Origin of the sequence: Pseudomonas sp. NPDC087817, from assembly GCF_044742875.1 — a bacterium.
Classification (GTDB): Bacteria; Pseudomonadota; Gammaproteobacteria; order Pseudomonadales; family Pseudomonadaceae; genus Aquipseudomonas.
In genome coordinates this window covers 45,295-61,854 of the sequence record NZ_JBIUVJ010000030.1, presented here as the reverse complement: position 1 = coordinate 61,854, position 16,560 = coordinate 45,295, and the positions used below count along the sequence as shown (strand labels likewise).

At 57.6% G+C, this 16,560-nt stretch carries 12 protein-coding genes; 1 reads left to right on the top strand and 11 read right to left on the bottom strand.

Translation table 11 applies throughout. The features are described 5' to 3' along the window. The 4 genes from ACIONG_RS18900 to puuE form a co-directional block, all read right to left on the bottom strand. Window positions 1-179: ureidoglycolate lyase (locus ACIONG_RS18900; RefSeq protein ID WP_401301875.1), on the bottom strand; the 179-nt coding region annotated here is incomplete at its 3' end. Between the two features lie 137 nt (window positions 180-316). Further along, window positions 317-1,312 (bottom strand): allantoicase, encoded by a 996-nt coding sequence (alc, locus tag ACIONG_RS18895; protein ID WP_401301866.1) that lies wholly within the window; start codon window positions 1,310-1,312, stop codon window positions 317-319. An 87-nt stretch (window positions 1,313-1,399) separates the two neighbouring features. Next, entirely contained in the window at window positions 1,400-1,915 is a 516-nt protein-coding gene (gene uraD / locus ACIONG_RS18890; RefSeq protein ID WP_103303785.1) for a 2-oxo-4-hydroxy-4-carboxy-5-ureidoimidazoline decarboxylase, read from the bottom strand. Continuing rightward, window positions 1,912-2,838 carry an allantoinase PuuE gene (gene puuE / locus ACIONG_RS18885; protein WP_102359073.1) on the bottom strand — a complete coding sequence of 309 codons (927 nt, stop codon included), beginning with the start codon at window positions 2,836-2,838 and terminating at the stop codon, window positions 1,912-1,914. The genes uraD and puuE overlap by 4 nt, the downstream gene beginning before the upstream one ends. A gap of 430 nt (window positions 2,839-3,268) precedes the next feature. Here puuE and uraH point away from each other — a divergent pair, with 430 nt between their 5' ends. After that, a complete protein-coding gene (uraH, locus tag ACIONG_RS18880; RefSeq protein WP_008080901.1) occupies window positions 3,269-3,622 on the top strand; it encodes a hydroxyisourate hydrolase in 354 nt (117 codons plus the stop codon). Between the two features lie 134 nt (window positions 3,623-3,756). Here uraH and ACIONG_RS18875 read toward each other — a convergent pair whose 3' ends face one another. From ACIONG_RS18875 to ACIONG_RS18845, 7 genes are all read right to left on the bottom strand, one after another. Further along, window positions 3,757-4,440 carry a hypothetical protein gene (locus tag ACIONG_RS18875; RefSeq protein WP_401301861.1) on the bottom strand — a complete coding sequence of 228 codons (684 nt, stop codon included), beginning with the start codon at window positions 4,438-4,440 and terminating at the stop codon, window positions 3,757-3,759. A gap of 359 nt (window positions 4,441-4,799) precedes the next feature. Next, on the bottom strand, window positions 4,800-6,629 hold the full coding sequence (locus ACIONG_RS18870; protein WP_315448452.1) for a hypothetical protein: 1,830 nt from the start codon (window positions 6,627-6,629) through the stop codon (window positions 4,800-4,802). Window positions 6,630-6,699: 70 nt separating this feature from the next. Further along, complete coding sequence (locus ACIONG_RS18865; protein ID WP_401301858.1) at window positions 6,700-8,391, bottom strand: hypothetical protein; 1,692 nt, start codon at window positions 8,389-8,391, stop codon at window positions 6,700-6,702. Window positions 8,392-8,574: 183 nt separating this feature from the next. Further along, window positions 8,575-10,410 carry a hypothetical protein gene (locus ACIONG_RS18860; RefSeq protein ID WP_401301855.1) on the bottom strand — a complete coding sequence of 612 codons (1,836 nt, stop codon included), beginning with the start codon at window positions 10,408-10,410 and terminating at the stop codon, window positions 8,575-8,577. A gap of 144 nt (window positions 10,411-10,554) precedes the next feature. Next, window positions 10,555-14,103, bottom strand: coding sequence for a calcium-binding protein (locus tag ACIONG_RS18855; RefSeq protein ID WP_401301852.1), 3,549 nt, complete (start codon window positions 14,101-14,103; stop codon window positions 10,555-10,557). Window positions 14,104-14,572: 469 nt separating this feature from the next. Beyond that, the gene (locus tag ACIONG_RS18850; RefSeq protein WP_103303793.1) at window positions 14,573-15,202 is read right to left on the bottom strand and encodes a LysE family translocator; all 630 of its coding nucleotides are present in this window, start codon (window positions 15,200-15,202) and stop codon (window positions 14,573-14,575) included. 90 nt (window positions 15,203-15,292) lie between these two features. After that, the coding region (locus ACIONG_RS18845) for an NCS2 family permease (protein WP_401301849.1) at window positions 15,293-16,560 on the bottom strand (1,268 nt) is incomplete at its 5' end.

Genomic DNA, 16,560 nt, shown 5'->3' with positions numbered 1-16,560 from the left:
AGGAAGATGCTGATGATCGCGTTGTCCTCAGGCGTCGCGGTTTCGACCGTCGCCAGTTTGTGGAAGCGCATGGTCGAACCGTTGTTGATCATGAAGTGATCGCTGCCGTCGGTTTCGATCACGTCACCGAAAGGGGCGAAGGCTTCTTTGGTCAGCGGTTCAATCTGTAGTGTGCGCATGCTGTTCTTATCCGAATTCTGTGTTGTTAGAACTATCGCCATCGTCGGAACGCCGCCCGGGGCAAGCCCGCTCCCACAGTGGACTGTGGCGTTCACAAAACCTGTGGGAGCTGGCTTGCCAGCGATTGGGTTCAACCTTATTTAGCGACCTTGCCGAGAACGCGCAGGCGACTCACACCGCCATCCGGGAACACGTTCAAACGGATGTGGGTGATCGGCCCCAGTGCCTTGATCTGCTCGACGAAGGTGTGTTCGGCGTGCATTTCCAGCTTCTGGCTTGGCAGCAGTTCGCGCCAGAACAGCGATTGGGTTTCGATCTGGCTGGCGGTGCCGCCCTTGACGAAAGCGCCCTGGATCGAGCAGGTGTCCGGGTAGTTGCCCTTGAAGTGCAGGGTGTCGACGACGATCTTCTCGATCTCGCCCGGGTGGCCCAGCGCGACGATCACCCAGTCATTGCCTGGCGTGCGACGACGTGCTGTTTCCCAGCCGTCGCCCATGTTGATGCCACGGCCCGGGTTGAGGATGTTGCTCATGCGACCGAAGTGTTCGTCGGAGCAGGCTAGGGCGCGGCCACCGTTGAGGGCTGCTGCCAGATCGACCTGTTCGTTGTCGCCAACAGCGGACCAGTCGCGGAACGGAATGCCGTACACGCGCAGACGGGCGACACCGCCATCCGGGTAGATGTTGAAGCGCAGGTGGCTGAAGGCCTTGTCGTTGCTGATTTCGTGGTAGTGGTGGCTGTTGCCCTGCAGCTCGACGGCCGACAGCACTTCAGTCCACTGGGTGTTTTCGTCAGGCTCGCCCGAGGCCAGGAAGCACGCTTCCAGAGACGCCGATGGCGGGAAGTTGCCGGTGAAGAATGAAGTGTCGATGTCCACGCCTTTGATCGAGCCCGGAACGCCCAGGCGGATTACGGCGCTGTCGAAGCCTTCGAAGCGCTTGCGGCGCGATTCCCAGCCGTCCATCCACTTGCCGTTGTCATCGAACACACCCTCCTTCCACACGGCCGGGGTTGGCTGAAACAGACGATTGGCGTCTGCGAACCAGTCATCGGTGACCGAGATGATTTTGGTGCCCAGACGGGCATCGGCCAGGTTGACGAACTTCTCGAAAGGTACGGCGTAAGCTTTCATTCTTCTTGTCTGCCTTTAATAAGTTGGCTGGGGATGCTTGCAAGACCCTGGGTACTCTCCGCGTTTGATGTACTCGGGTCAGGCTTGCTAAAGAGTCAGTAAACGGAACAGGGCGATCTTGTTGATCTCCGCCAGCGCGCATTTGAACTCGGTGTCGACCGAATTGTGAATGCGCGTTTCGAACGCCGCGAGGATCTGATGCCGGTTGCTGCCTTTTACCGCCATGATGAAGGGAAACTTGAACTTGGCTTTGTAGGCGTCGTTCAGCTCGGTGAAGCGAGAAAACTCTTCGGCCGTGCATTGGTGAATACCGGCGCCAGCCTGTTCATTGGTGCTGGCTTCGGTCAATTGGCCCTGGACGGCAGCTTTGCCGGCCAGGTCCGGGTGAGCGTTGATCAACGCGAGTTGACTGGCGTGATCGGCGCTCAACAGGATGTCGCTCATGCGCTGGTGCAGGGTTTCGATCTCGTCGATCGACGCGTCTGCGCCCAGGTCGTAGGCCTTCTCGGCCACCCATGGCGAATGTTCGTAGATGTCGGCAAAGGCTTTGACGAAGGCGTCGCGGCTCAGGGTCGATGGTTGCAGGGTTTGAAAGCGGCTCATTTGGCGGCCCCTTGGTACGGCTGGGTTTCGTGCCAGTGGCGCGCGATGTCGACGCGACGGCTGAACCACACCTGTTCATGACTTTTGGCGTATTCGATGAAGCGCTTGAGCGAAGCGAGGCGACCCGGGCGGCCGATCAGGCGGCAGTGCAGACCGATCGAGAGCATTTTCGGCGCTTCGGCACCTTCGGCGTAGAGCACGTCGAACGCGTCTTTGAGGTATTCGAAGAAATCGTCACCCTTGTTGAAGCCCTGCACTTGCGTGAAGCGCATGTCGTTGGTGTCGAGGGTGTACGGGATCACCAGATGCGGCTTGCCGGTCGGGTTGTTCGGTTCCCAGTAGGGCAGGTCGTCGTCGTAGGTGTCGCAGTCGTAGAGAAAACCACCTTCTTCCATCACCAGACGACGGGTGTTCGGACCGGTGCGACCGGTGTACCAGCCCAGCGGGCGCTCGCCGGTGAGTTCGGTGAGGATGCGGATCGCTTCGAGCATGTGCTCGCGCTCCTGCGCTTCGTCCATGTACTGGTAGTCGATCCAGCGGTAGCCGTGGCTGCAGATCTCGTGGCCGGCTTCGACCATCGCGCGGATCACATCCGGGTGGCGCTGGGCGGCCATGGCGACGGCGAAGATGGTCAGCGGAATGTCGAATTCCTTGAACAGTTTGAGGATCCGCCAGACGCCGGCACGGCTGCCATACTCGTAAAGCGATTCCATGCTCATGTTGCGCGCGCCTTGCAGCGGCTGGGCGGCAACCATCTCGGACAGGAAGGCTTCGGATTCTTTGTCACCGTGCAGAATATTGCGCTCGCCGCCTTCTTCGTAATTGAGTACGAAGGACAGGGCGATGCGCGCATTGCCCGGCCAGTGTGGGTGAGGAGGGTTACTGCCGTAACCGATCAGGTCGCGTGGGTAGTCAGCGCTCACTGCAGTCTTCCTTCTTATTCGTTGACAGGTTGTGTAACGGCCCGGCGGTGAGTGTGCAGGCTGGCGTCACAGCGATGGGCTGATTGTATACAACTTTATTCTCAATTTGTAAGCCTGAATTTTCGCAATTTTCACCGACTGTCATCTTTTGCTGTTAACGGCGTCAGCCTGCAAGAAACCTGCCTGACCAGTCAGCTAATGGATAGGAGGTTCAATGATCAGGCGCTTCGCTGGCAGAACGCGGGGAAAGTCCCGGATGGCGGGGGTGATGTGAAAAATGTCGTTTTTATTGTGTACAATTTTTTTGAAAAGTGTCTTAATCAGTCGCTCACCGCAACTTTTCGTGCTTCGAAATGGTGCGGTCTCCTTTTTATCTGACTTCGGGAGGCGCGAGGTCTGACTGCTCTTTGCGGCCAGGCGCGCAGAATCAATGGGACGTTTGACTACACACGTTTTGGACGCTGCACACGGTTGCCCGGGCAGTTCGATCAAGGTCGAGCTGTACCGCGTTGAAGGTTCGCAACTGGAATTGGTCGCCAGTGCCGTAACCAACAGCGATGGCCGGGTCGATGCACCGCTGCTGCAAGGTGATGACTATCGCACCGGCGTTTATCAGGTTCAGTTCCATGCGGGCGATTACTACCGCGCCCGTGGCGTGCAACTGCCGGAACCGGCGTTTCTGGACGTGGTGGTGCTGCGTTTCGGCATCTCTGCCGAACAGGATCACTACCACGTGCCATTGCTGATCTCGCCTTACAGCTATTCCACGTATCGGGGCAGCTGACCCCCAAGCAGCTGCCCCCACCGGGAAGCGACTGCGCATATAGCTTCTTTGGTCTTTCGCCCGCTCACACTGCGGGCTTTTTTTCGCCTGTTGAACGGGGGGCGGGGTGACTCTCTATTGGATTTTCGTGAGATTCATGTGGCTGGGCGATCACCGCTGAACGTATCCGGATGATGATCCGATAAGGTCTCGCTTTCGCCGGCGAGACGCGGGCGCTTGCCTGGGCCTGACTCGTCTGCCTGCGATTCCTCGGCCAGTCGTCGATTATTCGTCGGCGTATGCTCGGCGGCGCTTGTGGCGTCCGCTACTTTGCGGCGCCAGCGATTTGTTCCGGGAATCTGTTCAACCCGTTCGCCGGAAGGTTTCAGTTCGCTGGCAAAAGTCTGCTGATACTCACCCTCGGCGTTTTTGCCGACCATGACGGTGCCTTCAGCCGTATCGACATAGGTTTTGCGGTGCTTGTCATAGCGGAGGCCCAGCGCTGACGCCGCCGGGTCTGATAGCCGCGCGGCGAGATGAGGCGCGAGAGCGCTGGGTGTTTTCGCGGATGCGCGCGCGGTGATGGCCGCAGGAGAAAGGCTTGCTGGCGAGTCCGCCGAAAGCCAGGCCGGCAGTTCAAAGCGCCACGATGACTGACCGCTGATCTTATGCAAAAAAGGTCCGGGCAAGTCCGGTGTGAAGTCGAAAGGCACTTGATAGCGGCCATCCTGTTGGCGTTCAACCAGAAAATGGCCCTCGTTTTCGATATAGGCATACGTCTTGCCATCCGGACTGATGAACAGATCGCTGTCGGTCGTCAGTGCCCGCAACAGATGCACTTGATCCGCCGGCCAGGTAATCGATCGCCGAGCGTTATCCGGCGTTGGCCACGACGTTGCGGGCCTATTGCTTACGGAAACCGCCGAGACCGGGTTGTTTTCGTCTGTACTTTCACGAGCGCGTGCAAAGGGCTGATCTGCTGCGGGAAAGACGGAGTCAGTGCTGCCGGCAATTCTGTGAGTGCCGTCAAGCGTCTCAGTCACAGGCCGCGCAGGGGGCGTGGACGAGTCAGGTGAAACGGTGCCAGGGAGTTTTTTCGGTGTTTTGGCCATTCTTTTTCGCTCGATATTCGTGATGGGTCCGGGTTACGCACTGCACGTCGCAGTGCGCCTGAAACAGGTGTGCCTGCCGCTGAACGTCAGCCCTCTCTCACAATGAAGAGCAACGTCTGTTGCGCAGAGACTGGCTGCGTACCGCCGACCAGATAGACGACCTTGCCGGGCTCGAGCATCTGGCTCCATTTCGATTTCTCGACCCTGCTCCTGAAGCCTTCGCCGGTCAGTTCAGAAGCCGGGTCCATGGCTCGATACAGCGTGCCGTCGGCAGCGCTGGGGCGAAATCTGAGGACGAATACGCTGTCGAGGTTTTCCCGTTTGAAGAGCAACGCGTCATCGCTGAACATGCGGCTGGTGCGATCGACCGTATACCCGCTGTGTTCGAGGAGGTCGCTGAACATCGCGCGCAAACTGGCGCCCGGCGTGTCCAGCGCGTCGCGCCATTGCTGGTGAAATCGGCTGGTATCGAAATCGAGTCGCTGGAAGGCTTCGCCGGACGGCAGCGGGAGCACAAGGTTGTGCCCCAGCAGATCGACGCTGGGCTGTGCCGGCAGGATGGGCAGCAGCAACAATGGGTCGGCCAGTTCAGGCCTCGGTGCGGTCGAGGTGGTTCTGTTTTCCCAGTGATACAGCGTGTCGAAGAGAATGCGCAGGCCATCACCGTTGATGACTTCGGATTGATTCGCCTGATTGAACACGGTTCTGGCGATAGCATTCGACGACTGCTGCGACAAATCCAGAAAGGTTTTACCGACATACCCGGTCAGCGATCCCTCAAACGGGCGTTGCTCCACGATTGCCCAGGCATCATTGGTCTTAACCGCCCATTTTGGTTGCAGAGACAGGTCGGTCTGCAACATTTGCTCGAAGGCGTCGTATCGGCCAGGGGTGAAGAGCGGGTTTTCCAGATAGACGAGCAGCGTATCGGCCTGCATCCGCTGCGGCACGATCACATAGTGCAGGCCGTCTATTTCGATAGAGTCATTCCACTCCGGTTTGCTGGTTTTGCCCCAGCTTCTCCAGGCTCCGGTCGAGGGCTGTGCATCAGGTGTAAGGCCGGACGACGGACGTGCCAGCGTGGGTTGTTGAGGGGCGGACAGGCGCGCACGTTTGCTGGGCCCCGGCAACTGCTCGTCGTCCGGTCGGGTTCGCCAGCGTTTGCTTCCTGGAATCTGCTCGACCCGCGCGCCGAGCGAGTTGCGCTCATGGGCGGAGGCTTGCTGATAGCCGCCCTCCGGATGTTTGCGCACCATAAAGGTTGTGCCGTCTTCCATGTCGACATAGGTGGCTTTGCGTTTGTCATAGCGCATGCCGTCCCAGGTGGTTTGCGCGTTGGTCAGCCAGGCCGCCTGATCGGCGGGCAAAGGGCGTGGCGGTGACGGATTTGCAGCTGTCTCGACACTCACCGCCGCGGGCACGGGCCGAGCGGATGGCGCGGGGCGCCAGTAGGCTTGCCCCTCGACTTGCGTGAGCAGCGGACCCGCTTCGCCGAGGCCCTCTGGCCAGTGCATGCGGTAGCGGCCATCGGCTTGACGGTCGACGCGAAAGTAGCCTTCGTCGGCGATGTGGGCATAGGTATCGCCGTCCGGGCTTTCGTACAACCCGCGGGGGTTGCTGATTGCGCGCAACAAGTGAGCGTTTTTGGCCGGCCAGGTGATTGCGCGCATATTGGCTTCCAGCAACGCGGCGACAGTCTCCGGCAGATTGCTGATGGTAACCCCTGGCGGCTGCTGGTTTGCGTTTGGCGAAGGATTCCCGGCGTCAGAGTGAGGGGCGCGAATGATCGAACCTATCGGGTCGGAACCGCCGGTATGCGGAAGATGCCCGGCAGGCTCATGAGTAACGATTCGGGTAACCTCCACAGACGTGTCGGGTGCAGAGGTGATAGGGATTTTTTTCGGTGGTTTGGCCATACAGGTTTTCTCTTCAATTGGACTGCTGCAGCGCAGTGGGCGAGTGAGGCAGTGGACGCTCGGTCTACGGTCATCCCTCTCTCACCATGAACAGCGTCGGTTTGCCCGGGGCGATCTCTTGCGTGCCGCCCACCAGGTATACGATCTGGTTCTGCGCCAGATGGGTGGTCAATGTCTGTCGGGACACGTGGCTGAGTTTTGCCAGGAAGGCCGGGCTGGACATTTCCGCGCCGGGCACGCTGTAACGGGCAATCGTGCTGCCAGTGACGCGTGGCAGTTTCAGGACGAATATCGCGGCGACGCCTTCGCGGTGAAACAGCAAGGCGCCTTCGCTCATCGCCCGCGGGGTCGTATTGATGACGTAACCGTTCTGCCGCAGGACTGTGCTGAATAACGTGCGCAGGCTGGCACCCGTCGGGGCCGCTGCGTAGGTGCCCCATTCGAGAGGGAACTGTTGCGGGTCAAAGTCGATTCGCTGCAAAAAACGGGGAGAGGGCGCGGGCAAAGAAAGTACGCCTCCCGGCACCATGGTGAACGGCTGAACAGGCAGGGGCGGTAGCATCAGCAGCGGATCCATGAGCCCGCGCATAGGCGCTTCGTTGTTGATGCGATCCATCCAGTGGCGAAAGGTCAGGGTCATCACCGAAAGGCCATGCCCGGTCACCGTGCCCAAGGGGTGACTCTGGTCGAACACGGCGCGCGCCAGGTTGCTCTGCGAGTGATCGGAGAGGTATTTGAACGAATTGGCGACGTACTGCTTGAGAGGCATTTCAAACGGGAAATGGTTCTCCAGCACCCTCCATTGGCCATCGCGGTGTAGCGCCCATTTCGGCTGGCGCGAGGGCTCAAGGCGAAGCATCTGTTCAAACGCGTCGTAGCGCCCGGGCGCAAAGCCTGGGTGTTGCAAATAGACCAGGCCCGTAACGGGATGGATGCCTTGATCCACGATTGGGTAATGCGCACCCTCTATTTCGATGGAGGCGCCCGATTCCGGAGGGGTGTTTTTGCCCCAGTTGCGCCATTGCCCGGCCGACAGATCCAGTGCATCCGGTTGCCGGGACAGAAGACTTTCCACGAGTATTCCGGCTTCTTCTGCCGCGCTGGTTTGCTCGTCCAGACGTGGTCGTTTGCTGGGACCTGGCGTAGGTTCATTCGCCTCGACGAGCACCGGATCAGCGTCCACAGGCGAACGGTTCGGCGCTACCTGGCGCCAGCGTTTCGACCCCGGAATCTGTTCGACCCGTTCGCCGGTCGGGCTCAATTCGCCGGGATGGGTTTGCTGATAACTGCCATCCGGGTGTTTGCGTACCATCACCGTGCCGTGCTCCAGATCGACATAGGTTTTTTTGTGCTTGTCGTAACGGATCCCCTCCGCCGAGCTGTCGGCACTGGTCAGCAGAGCTGCCAGTGCCGGATCGATGAACGTGGCGGGACGCAGATCCGTTCCGATGGCTGAGTCGATGGCAGGTGTCGCCTGGCTGGCGTCCGGAAGGCGTGGGTCGCCCTCTGCAGACGCCCGCCGTGCAGGCACGTGAGGTTCGGGTTCAGGCATCTGGCTGATGATGACGCTCGAGTGCCGGCCGGGTACGTCGGCCCCGCTTCCTGTCGAGGTCCCGGGTGTCGGCTCGGTGCCGGTCAGCGCCGGCACCGAGTGCCCGGTATCGCCGTGGCTGCCACCCGGTGGCTCGGTCACGGGTCGGGTGGGGTTCGCAGTGTTATCGGGCTGAGGTGAAAGCGGAATTTTCTTGGGCGATTTCGCCATTGCGATGCTCCTGTGAAGTACGGGTTCTTCAAAGGGCTAATGCTGGGGAATCGGGGGAGGTGGCGTGCGGTATATATGTCTTGCACTGACGGCAAATGATGCAAGTCGTTACGAAGTGAACGCCTTGATGCGCCAAGGCAGAGGCTGCCCTCGCCGACAGAGCGGCGAGGGCAACTGTGGCTGTCAGCGCTCTCTGAGGATAAAGACCGCCTCCGGGTTCGATTCGACTTTCATCACCCCGCCAATCAGCCAGACAACCTTGCCTTTTACCGCAGCGGTGCTCAGGGCGGTATAGGCCTCGCTGCCGATTCGGGCAGATAAACCCGGATCAGCCAGCTCGTTGCCAGGCGTATGGGACAGACCGATATGCTCGACCGTGCCCAGTTTCAGAAAAAACACCTCGTCATGATTGCTCCGCCTGAAAACCAGCGTCGGCTTGCGATGGTCGTGGGTCAGGGGAAAAACGTCATAGCTGCTGCGAATCAGCAAGGCGCCGACCAGACGCCTGAGGTTCAGATCGGTCGGCTCCTTCTTGTAGTTCTTCCACTCGAATGGAAAATGCTGCGGGTCAAACATCAGTCGCTGCAAATCGCCTTCGACCTGCGGGTGCAACGGAATGACTTTTTTTCCCGAGACCTCGATGGAGTTCGCCACCGGCAGCATGTTCAGCGGGTCGGCAAACGCCGGTGTTGTGGGGAAGGGCTTCTGGTTCCATTGACTCAAGACATTCTGAATGTTGCTCAGTCCGGTGCCGGTGACGGTGGGTGAATCATCCGACAGTTCGAACAGTCGGCGGGCGACGGCTCTTGCCGTGAAATCGGAGAAGTCGATAAAGGTCTCGGCGACGGACTGGGTCAACGGCTTCTCGAAAAGGCGCTTGCCGGGGCGAACTTCTCCCGGCTCGGTGCCGATGCGGAAAGTGGCGACCGGCTGGAGTTCCGGGGCCGTTTGCAGCATCCGCTCAAAGCCAGCGAAGTGTGTGGGCGCAAATTCCGGGTGCTGCAAGTAGTACACCTTGGGCAGGCGATGGGGTGCGGACCCGACAGGTACGATTGAATAGTGCAGCCAGCCGAGCTGGATGGATTCGCCAGTGGTGGGCTGATGCAGATGGCCCCATGGCAACCAGAAGTAAGGCGTTTGCTCAGCCATGATGGCGCTGTTTGCGGCTGTCGGAGCCTCAGGTTCTTGCGGGTCGTCAAGCCGTGCACGCTTGCTCGGGCCAGGTGTCGGTTCGTCAGCGGTGCGAGTGGGTTCGGCAGTGTCCAGGGCCTTGCGTCGCCAGAGTTTCGTTCCGGCAACGGCTTCAAGTTCGGGGCCGGAAGGGGAGAGTTCGCTGGCGGACGTCTCGCGGTAGGCGCCATCGTTGTTCTTGCGCACCATTACCGTGCCGTCTGCCGTGTCGACATAGGTTTTCTTGTGCTTGTCGTAGCGGACTCCGTCGGATGACAGGTCGGCTTTGGTCAATGCCGCTGCCAAATGAGGGGCTAAGTAGGTCGGCGGTTTTGGCGTTATGGAAACCGCTGCTGTCGGCGACGATTGCCAGCCCGGCCGCTCGATGCGCCAGCGTGGCTGACCTTCAACTTTGGTCAAAATCGGGCCGGGCACTCCGGGTGCAAAGGACAGGGGCACGTGGTAAACACCGCGTTCATTGAGCTCAACCAGAAAGCGGCCTTCGTTGCCTATTTCCGCATAGGTGCGCAGGTCTGGTCCTCTGAACAGTCCGGTATCTGCTCCCAGAGCGACCAATTCGTTGTAGCGACTTTGTGGCCAGGCAATTTCACTGCGGGCGAATCCATAGGTATCAATGCTGTGACCGGGCAGATTGCTCACGATAACGTTAGGCTGTTCAACCACCGGGATTTGTGACTGACGCGCTGAATGGCCTGGTGTCGGGTCACCGTCAGGCAGATGCAGATCCGGGAATCGGTGACCGGAGGGAAGATCAACGCCAGTTCGGGTGGTGGGCGTCGACGCGTCGCCTGCGGAAGATTTCGGAATTTTTTTGGGCGATTTGGCCATGAACGGATACTCCATTTGATGAACGTTTCATCACATTTTTGACGCGCACTTGAGTGCAGCCCCGACAGGGTCGGGGCTGGGAAAGTTGAAAAGCTGTTGGTTTGTCAGAGTGCGCTGGATTTACACAGTTGTAAGTCGAGCGGGTTAAGAGACAGGCACCGAATCAAAGGCGATTATTGATTCTTGAAGCGGTGTCAGTTGTGGTTTGGGTAGCTGATGATTACACCGGCCGGAAATATCGAGATGTGATCTGTTAATGATGTTGGTTATATAGGGCTTGGTGGCCCAACGACGTTTTGGAAAGCTGTAGCTCATTTCAAAGGTCGGGTAATTTTTGAGGGTGGCATTTCTCACCGGCAGTTCCAGTTCCGCCACTTGAGAATAAACTCCCGAGAGCGCCACGGAAGGTCCTGGTGGTTCAACGAAGTATCGAGCGTCGACGCCTGTGATGGTAATCAGGTCGAATGACAGGTCGACCGTTTTAATGATCCCGTTTTCGACAATGACATGCACGGTGTCGATGATGTCTTCACTGCCGTATTCCGGAAGATGGATTGTGCAAGTGCCGATATGGAGTTTGTTGTTTTCAAGTTTGATCTCGACATTGCCCAACGCTGTGGCATCCAGTTCCCAGGTGGACGAATGCGGCAATCTGACACTCGCACTGGCCAAACCACCTGGTGTCGCGATTTTGAGGTTCATGTTGGCAGCGAGGTGAAGAATGTAGGTCCCGCCTTGACCTTCCAGACATTCCAACGCGGTTTGCTCGGAAAGGGGGGAAAAATTGATGCAGGCACCCCGGGAACTTAATGTGTAAGCCTCGTTTTCGGGCAGATCGAGAGGCGGCCAGCTCGCACGGTAGTTAGACGGGAAAGGTTGCAGGGTTTTCCATCGCGCATAGCCGTCCGTAGAGTAGTCATCCTTAGTGGGCGGTATGATTTTTGTGATTCGGGGACTGATCATCAAGCCATCATTGAATACGAGCACGTACTTCTGCTGGACGCCCTCGGCAAGTACTTCGAGGAAGCGTTCCATCTTGTCGGTGCCGTACAATGCAACGTCAAAACTCGAAAACGTAGAGAACGTCAGCTTTTTTTCGCCGAAGTGATAGGTCAGATTGGTCAAGCCATGAAGGCAGTTGGTCTTGACCCCCATTCCGCAAGCGAGCTCTACGTTGGTAATTTCGTTGCTGGCGTAGTCCAGATAGATTTTTATACTTTCCTCTGTGCGTTTGATTGATTCAAAGAAAACAGGGTGGTCATTGCGCGGGATGTAATAAGTCGCATAGTTTTTGTGTTTGATTTTGCAAACGCCGGAATAGAGGAAGATCGGTTGTAAAGGAGTGCCATGCTTTAAGATAGTCGCTTCCAGAGTCACATATCCAAGTCTGTGTACCGACTCAGGAAAGTCAGGCGCGAGGTAGAATTGGTCCTTGGTAAAAAAAGTTATTTTTTTGTTTTTTATACGAAGTTCGCCGTCTTTTTGTTCGTAGACGTTCGCAATGACTAACTTGGTTTTCTCATGGCTGTCAGCGTTTAGCATCAATATCAGTGAGCCGTCCTCCATCACGATAAAGTGGTCGATCAACTCCATTCTGAAATTCAGCACAATCACACTGTCCTCTTCTCCGTCTTCGAAGATAGAAAGTGTGCCCGGTACCTTGTCAATAAAATATTCATCCACGCCGGCTCCACCCCAGGCTGACGCACCCGCTTGCAGCAAATGAATCTGATCGTTGCCAGCCCCCGCCCGGATGATGTCGTTGCCTCGCGCCTTGATGACATTGCGCTCATCGGTCCCGGTCACTGTGCTGGATGTACCGGCGACGGTTTCGACATTCTCGATGCTCTCGAGGGTACTGTGCGCACTACGCTTCAACTCTTTTCCGGTGGCTCGATCCAAAACGAGTGCCTCGATCGTGCCGGCGGCTAAATCAATGTTGTAGCGGGCCACAGGTTTGTACCAATGACGGTTTTTCTGTTCAACCTTGCCCAGGATCAGCGAATCGTTGCCCGCACCACCACGTAATGTCCAGCGATCAGCCAGTTCATCTTCCGGATCGCTGACAACTGCACCCTGGAATACGAAGTGGTCGTCCTTCTCGCCGCCGGTCAGTTGTTTTTTCCCCGCATTGAAATAGAAAGCGTTCGGTTTTTTTTCTACCCCTTGTATGGCGTCATCACCGCCGCCCATGAACCAGACGACACCTTTGTTTTCTCCCGCAGTGCCTATTTCTGCGCCGGGGGTCTTGTCCGTTACGCCTTCGCGGGCGTCAATGGTGTCGTTTCCGTCTTTTATCTTTGGTGAAGAAACGCTGTCCCAGTGCCATTCCTTGGTCCACCAATTCTGCTTCTGGATGGGTGTTGTCTCCAGTTCCACATCGAAGCTGCCATTTACAATGGCCTCGGTGGTGTCCTTCAATTGCCCCTCCAGCAATTTTTTCGCCGTTTCCTTCAATTGCTTGCCGTGATCGATTTTGGCTTTGGCGAGCAGAAACCGATTCTGAACGTCGGTCGCTGGTCCTTGCAGGCAGAACGCGAGAAATCCGGTCTCCCAACGCTCGGCAATGGAGAGTTCGATGTAATCATCGATGTCATCCACCGCACGTACCGCGCCATACACCTGAGACCCGATTGCCAGCATGACCCCCGCTATGAGACCCACCGGGCCAGCGGAGGAGAAACCGGCCATTGCTGCGGCGCCAAGGATCACGGTCATGGCGGCACTGGTGATGCTCAGAGCACCACTGACGTAGTGATCCAGGGCTTGCTTGCCAGTGGTGTTTTCAGCTGCGGTGAAGGATCTGATCGCCGTGAAGATATCGAACGGCAACGTCAGCGCTCCCCCGATCAGACCTCCGGACCGGCTCAGCCTGACGGCGAATCGGGTCTTGGCGAAATCCTTGAAAGCATGTTGCCCGGCCTTGATCATGCGCGAGGCCTCATGCGTAACGGTCACGTCAACAGCAATGGAGCCGACTTCGCTTACTATCCCCGTGCCATTGATAACCGCTTCATGGACGTTATCGGCTTTGATAGCCTCGTATACGCCCCGTATGCCCATGAATATCCCGAAGCTCTGAATCCCTACACTGGAGCCGAGTGCGGAATAGCTTTTTACCTTCTGAACCCAGACCGGGGTGTTTTTTGGCAAGGAGGCGTGACGCAAATCCAGCTTGTGCGCTGCATTCAACAGCTTCTCGAGTTTGCCGCGCAGGCTGGCCGCATCTTCCGTGGCTTGAAGATTCTCCCTGATCATGCGCGGAGACGTTAATGGTCGCCGACTGGCGATGTCGAACAGCAGATTTGGCAGCAGATAACTGTCTCTGCCACTGGCCGCTTTCATATGGGTTTCGATGTCGGTCAAACTGAATTGCAAAGAATTGACGAAAGAGCGCTTGGGTACTCGAAAGAAGGTGTTGTCACCGTTCAGGGGCTGGCCGTCGATTCTTGCACCCAGCGCATCGAGAGCTACCCGAGTCACCGAAACCTGGCCAATTTCAAGTGGCCCGAAAAGCTTGTCGTTGAGATTCAGTTGGCTGGTGTAGGTTTTACTTGATGTATCGGTAGCGTTATTTCTCGCTGTTTTCAGATCGAGAGTGGACTCCGTGCGCGCATTGGCAGGCTGAGGGCCAATATCGTTAATGACAACGGAGTCGTGCTGTATTTCAGGCTCTTGTATAAGAGTGGCCATTTGAACATCCTTGTTCGGCAAAATATATATTGAGTGGCGTAGCTATACTACTGTTGATTTTTGACTGGTGTATATCGCCGGGTTGTTGCGATGTATTGCATTTGTAAGAATAAATCGGTAAGTGGAAGTAACAATAAGGTGTGAAATAAGTTTCAGGGTTCTCTTGTCGTGACAAGGCCAGGTTGCGAGTTTTGCCTTTGTTTATTGGTCTCGATCGGGTAAGAGACCGTATTGCGAAGCGGAGGAGTGGATGTTGTTGCTTGTATTCGTGGCTTGGGCAACATATCACTGCACAAAGTTTTGCTGCGCTGGTGACTTATAATAAGGTTTTTCGAAGTGTTCCTGGTAGTCGCCAAGCGCCACTGTTCGCCAAAGTGTACGGAGTGATAAAAATAGCCATGCTGGCTGCAATTGTTCTGCAATCAGAATGGCTATTTAACAACATCATCAGTAAGTTTGCCGTAACTTGTCAGTGGCTGCTAATCAAAGAAGCGGCTCCCGCTCCCCCGAACAATCCGGCACTGATGCGATTGAACCAGCTCTGGCCTTTACCGCTGCGCAGATAGCGCGCTGCACCGTGGGCGCCGAGGCCGTAGGCGAGTTTGCACAGCAGGTCCAGCACGGTCCAGGTCGCGATCATCACCAACAGTTGCGGCAGGAAGGGTTGTTCGGCGCTAAGGAATTGCGGCAAGAATGCAGCGAAGAACAGGATGTCCTTCGGATTGCTCGCGCCAAGCACAAAAGCACGGCCAAACAGCGCGCGGAAACGCGGTACCGGCGCTGCTTGCGGCACTTCAGCGCCTGTGGAGGGCTGACGCGATTGCTGCCAGCTCTGCCAGGCGAGGTAGAACAGATAGAGCGCACCGACAATTTTCAGCGCGCTGAAGAGTTTTTCCGAGGCGAGGAGCAGGGCGCCCAGACCCAGCGCGGAGGCGCTGAGCAAACAGATCGAGGCAAAGACACCGCCGAGAAACGCCGGGTATGAACGACGCAGACCGTAATTCAGACTGTTGCTGATCATCAGCAATGACAGTGGCCCCGGAATGAGGATCACCACCAGTGCAGCGCCGCTGAACAGCAGCCAGGTTTCCAGACTCATCACTTTGCTCCTTCTTTTTGTGGGTATTACAAGTGCGCAAAAGCCCCACCCGCGAGGGTGAGGCTGATTTGAAGCGGAACCGCGTAGCGCTTACAGGAAGATGAACTTGGCGATGAAGATCGCGCAGAGCACCCACAAGCTCACGGAAATCTCTTTGTACTTACCGGTGCCGGCTTTCAGCGCCACGTAAGTAATGAAGCCCAGCGCGATGCCGTCGGCGACCGAGAAGGTCAGCGGCATCATGATTGCGGTGACGATGGCCGGAATGGCGTCGGTGGCTTCATCCCATTCGATATGGGCCATGCCGCCCATCATCAGCATCGCAACGTAGATCAATGCACCGGCGGTGGCGTAAGCCGGAATCATGCCGGCCAGCGGTGCGAAAAACATTGCCGCTATAAATAGCACACCTACGGTGACTGCGGTAAGACCAGTCCGACCACCAGCGGCCACGCCGGCAGCACTTTCCACATAGCTGGTTACTGGCGGAACGCCCACCACCGCGCCGAATACGCTGGATGCGCTGTCGGCTTTCATCGCGCGGGACAGGTTTTCGATACGGCCGTCAGCGTTGACCAGATTGGCGCGCTGGGCCACGCCCATCAGGGTCCCGGCGGTGTCGAACATGTGCACAAAGAGGAAGGCCAGCACCACGCTGATCATGCTGACGTTGAATACACCGGCCACGTTCATGGCCATGAAGGTCGGCGCCAGACTAGGCGGGGTCGACATGATCCCTTCGTAATGCACGATGCCCAGGCCCCAACCGGCGAGGGTCACGGTGATGATGCTGATGAGGATCGCGCCGAACACCTTGTGGTAGCTGAGGATTGCGATCATCAGGAAGCAGATCGCGGCGAGCAGTGGGCCGGGTTCGCGTAGAGAGCCGAGTTTGATCAGCGTGGCCGGGCTGTCGACGACAATGCCGGCGGTTTTCAGGCCGATCAGTCCGAGGAACAGGCCGACACCGGCACCCATCGCGAAGCGCAGACTGACCGGAATACTGTTGAGCAACCATTCGCGAATCCGCGAGAAGGTCAGGATCATGAACAACACACCGGAAACGAACACCGCACCGAGCGCGGTTTCCCAGTTATAGCCCATGGTGCCGACCACGGTGTAAGTAAAGAACGCGTTGAGGCCCATGCCCGGTGCCAGACCCACCGGCCAGTTGGCGTACAGGCCCATCAACAGGCAGCCCAGCGCGGCGGCGATACAGGTGGCGACGAAGGCCGCACCGTGGTCAATCCCGGCATCGGCCATGATGTTCGGGTTGACGAAGATGATGTAGGCCATGGTGATGAAGGTTGTCAGACCGGCAATCAGCTCGGTCTTGAGCGTGGTGGCATGCCAGCTGA

Bases quoted from the DNA above. Each gene is read 5' to 3' on its own strand.
- alc (WP_401301866.1), bottom strand. From the start codon at position 1,312: ATGAAAGCTTACGCCGTACCTTTCGAGAAGTTCGTCAACCTGGCCGAT.
- uraD (WP_103303785.1), bottom strand. From the start codon at position 1,915: ATGAGCCGCTTTCAAACCCTGCAACCATCGACCCTGAGCCGCGACGCC.
- uraH (WP_008080901.1), top strand. From the start codon at position 3,269: ATGGGACGTTTGACTACACACGTTTTGGACGCTGCACACGGTTGCCCG.
- ACIONG_RS18870 (WP_315448452.1), bottom strand. From the start codon at position 6,629: ATGGCCAAACCACCGAAAAAAATCCCTATCACCTCTGCACCCGACACG.
- ACIONG_RS18865 (WP_401301858.1), bottom strand. From the start codon at position 8,391: ATGGCGAAATCGCCCAAGAAAATTCCGCTTTCACCTCAGCCCGATAAC.
- ACIONG_RS18860 (WP_401301855.1), bottom strand. From the start codon at position 10,410: ATGGCCAAATCGCCCAAAAAAATTCCGAAATCTTCCGCAGGCGACGCG.
- ACIONG_RS18855 (WP_401301852.1), bottom strand. From the start codon at position 14,103: ATGGCCACTCTTATACAAGAGCCTGAAATACAGCACGACTCCGTTGTC.
- ACIONG_RS18850 (WP_103303793.1), bottom strand. From the start codon at position 15,202: ATGAGTCTGGAAACCTGGCTGCTGTTCAGCGGCGCTGCACTGGTGGTG.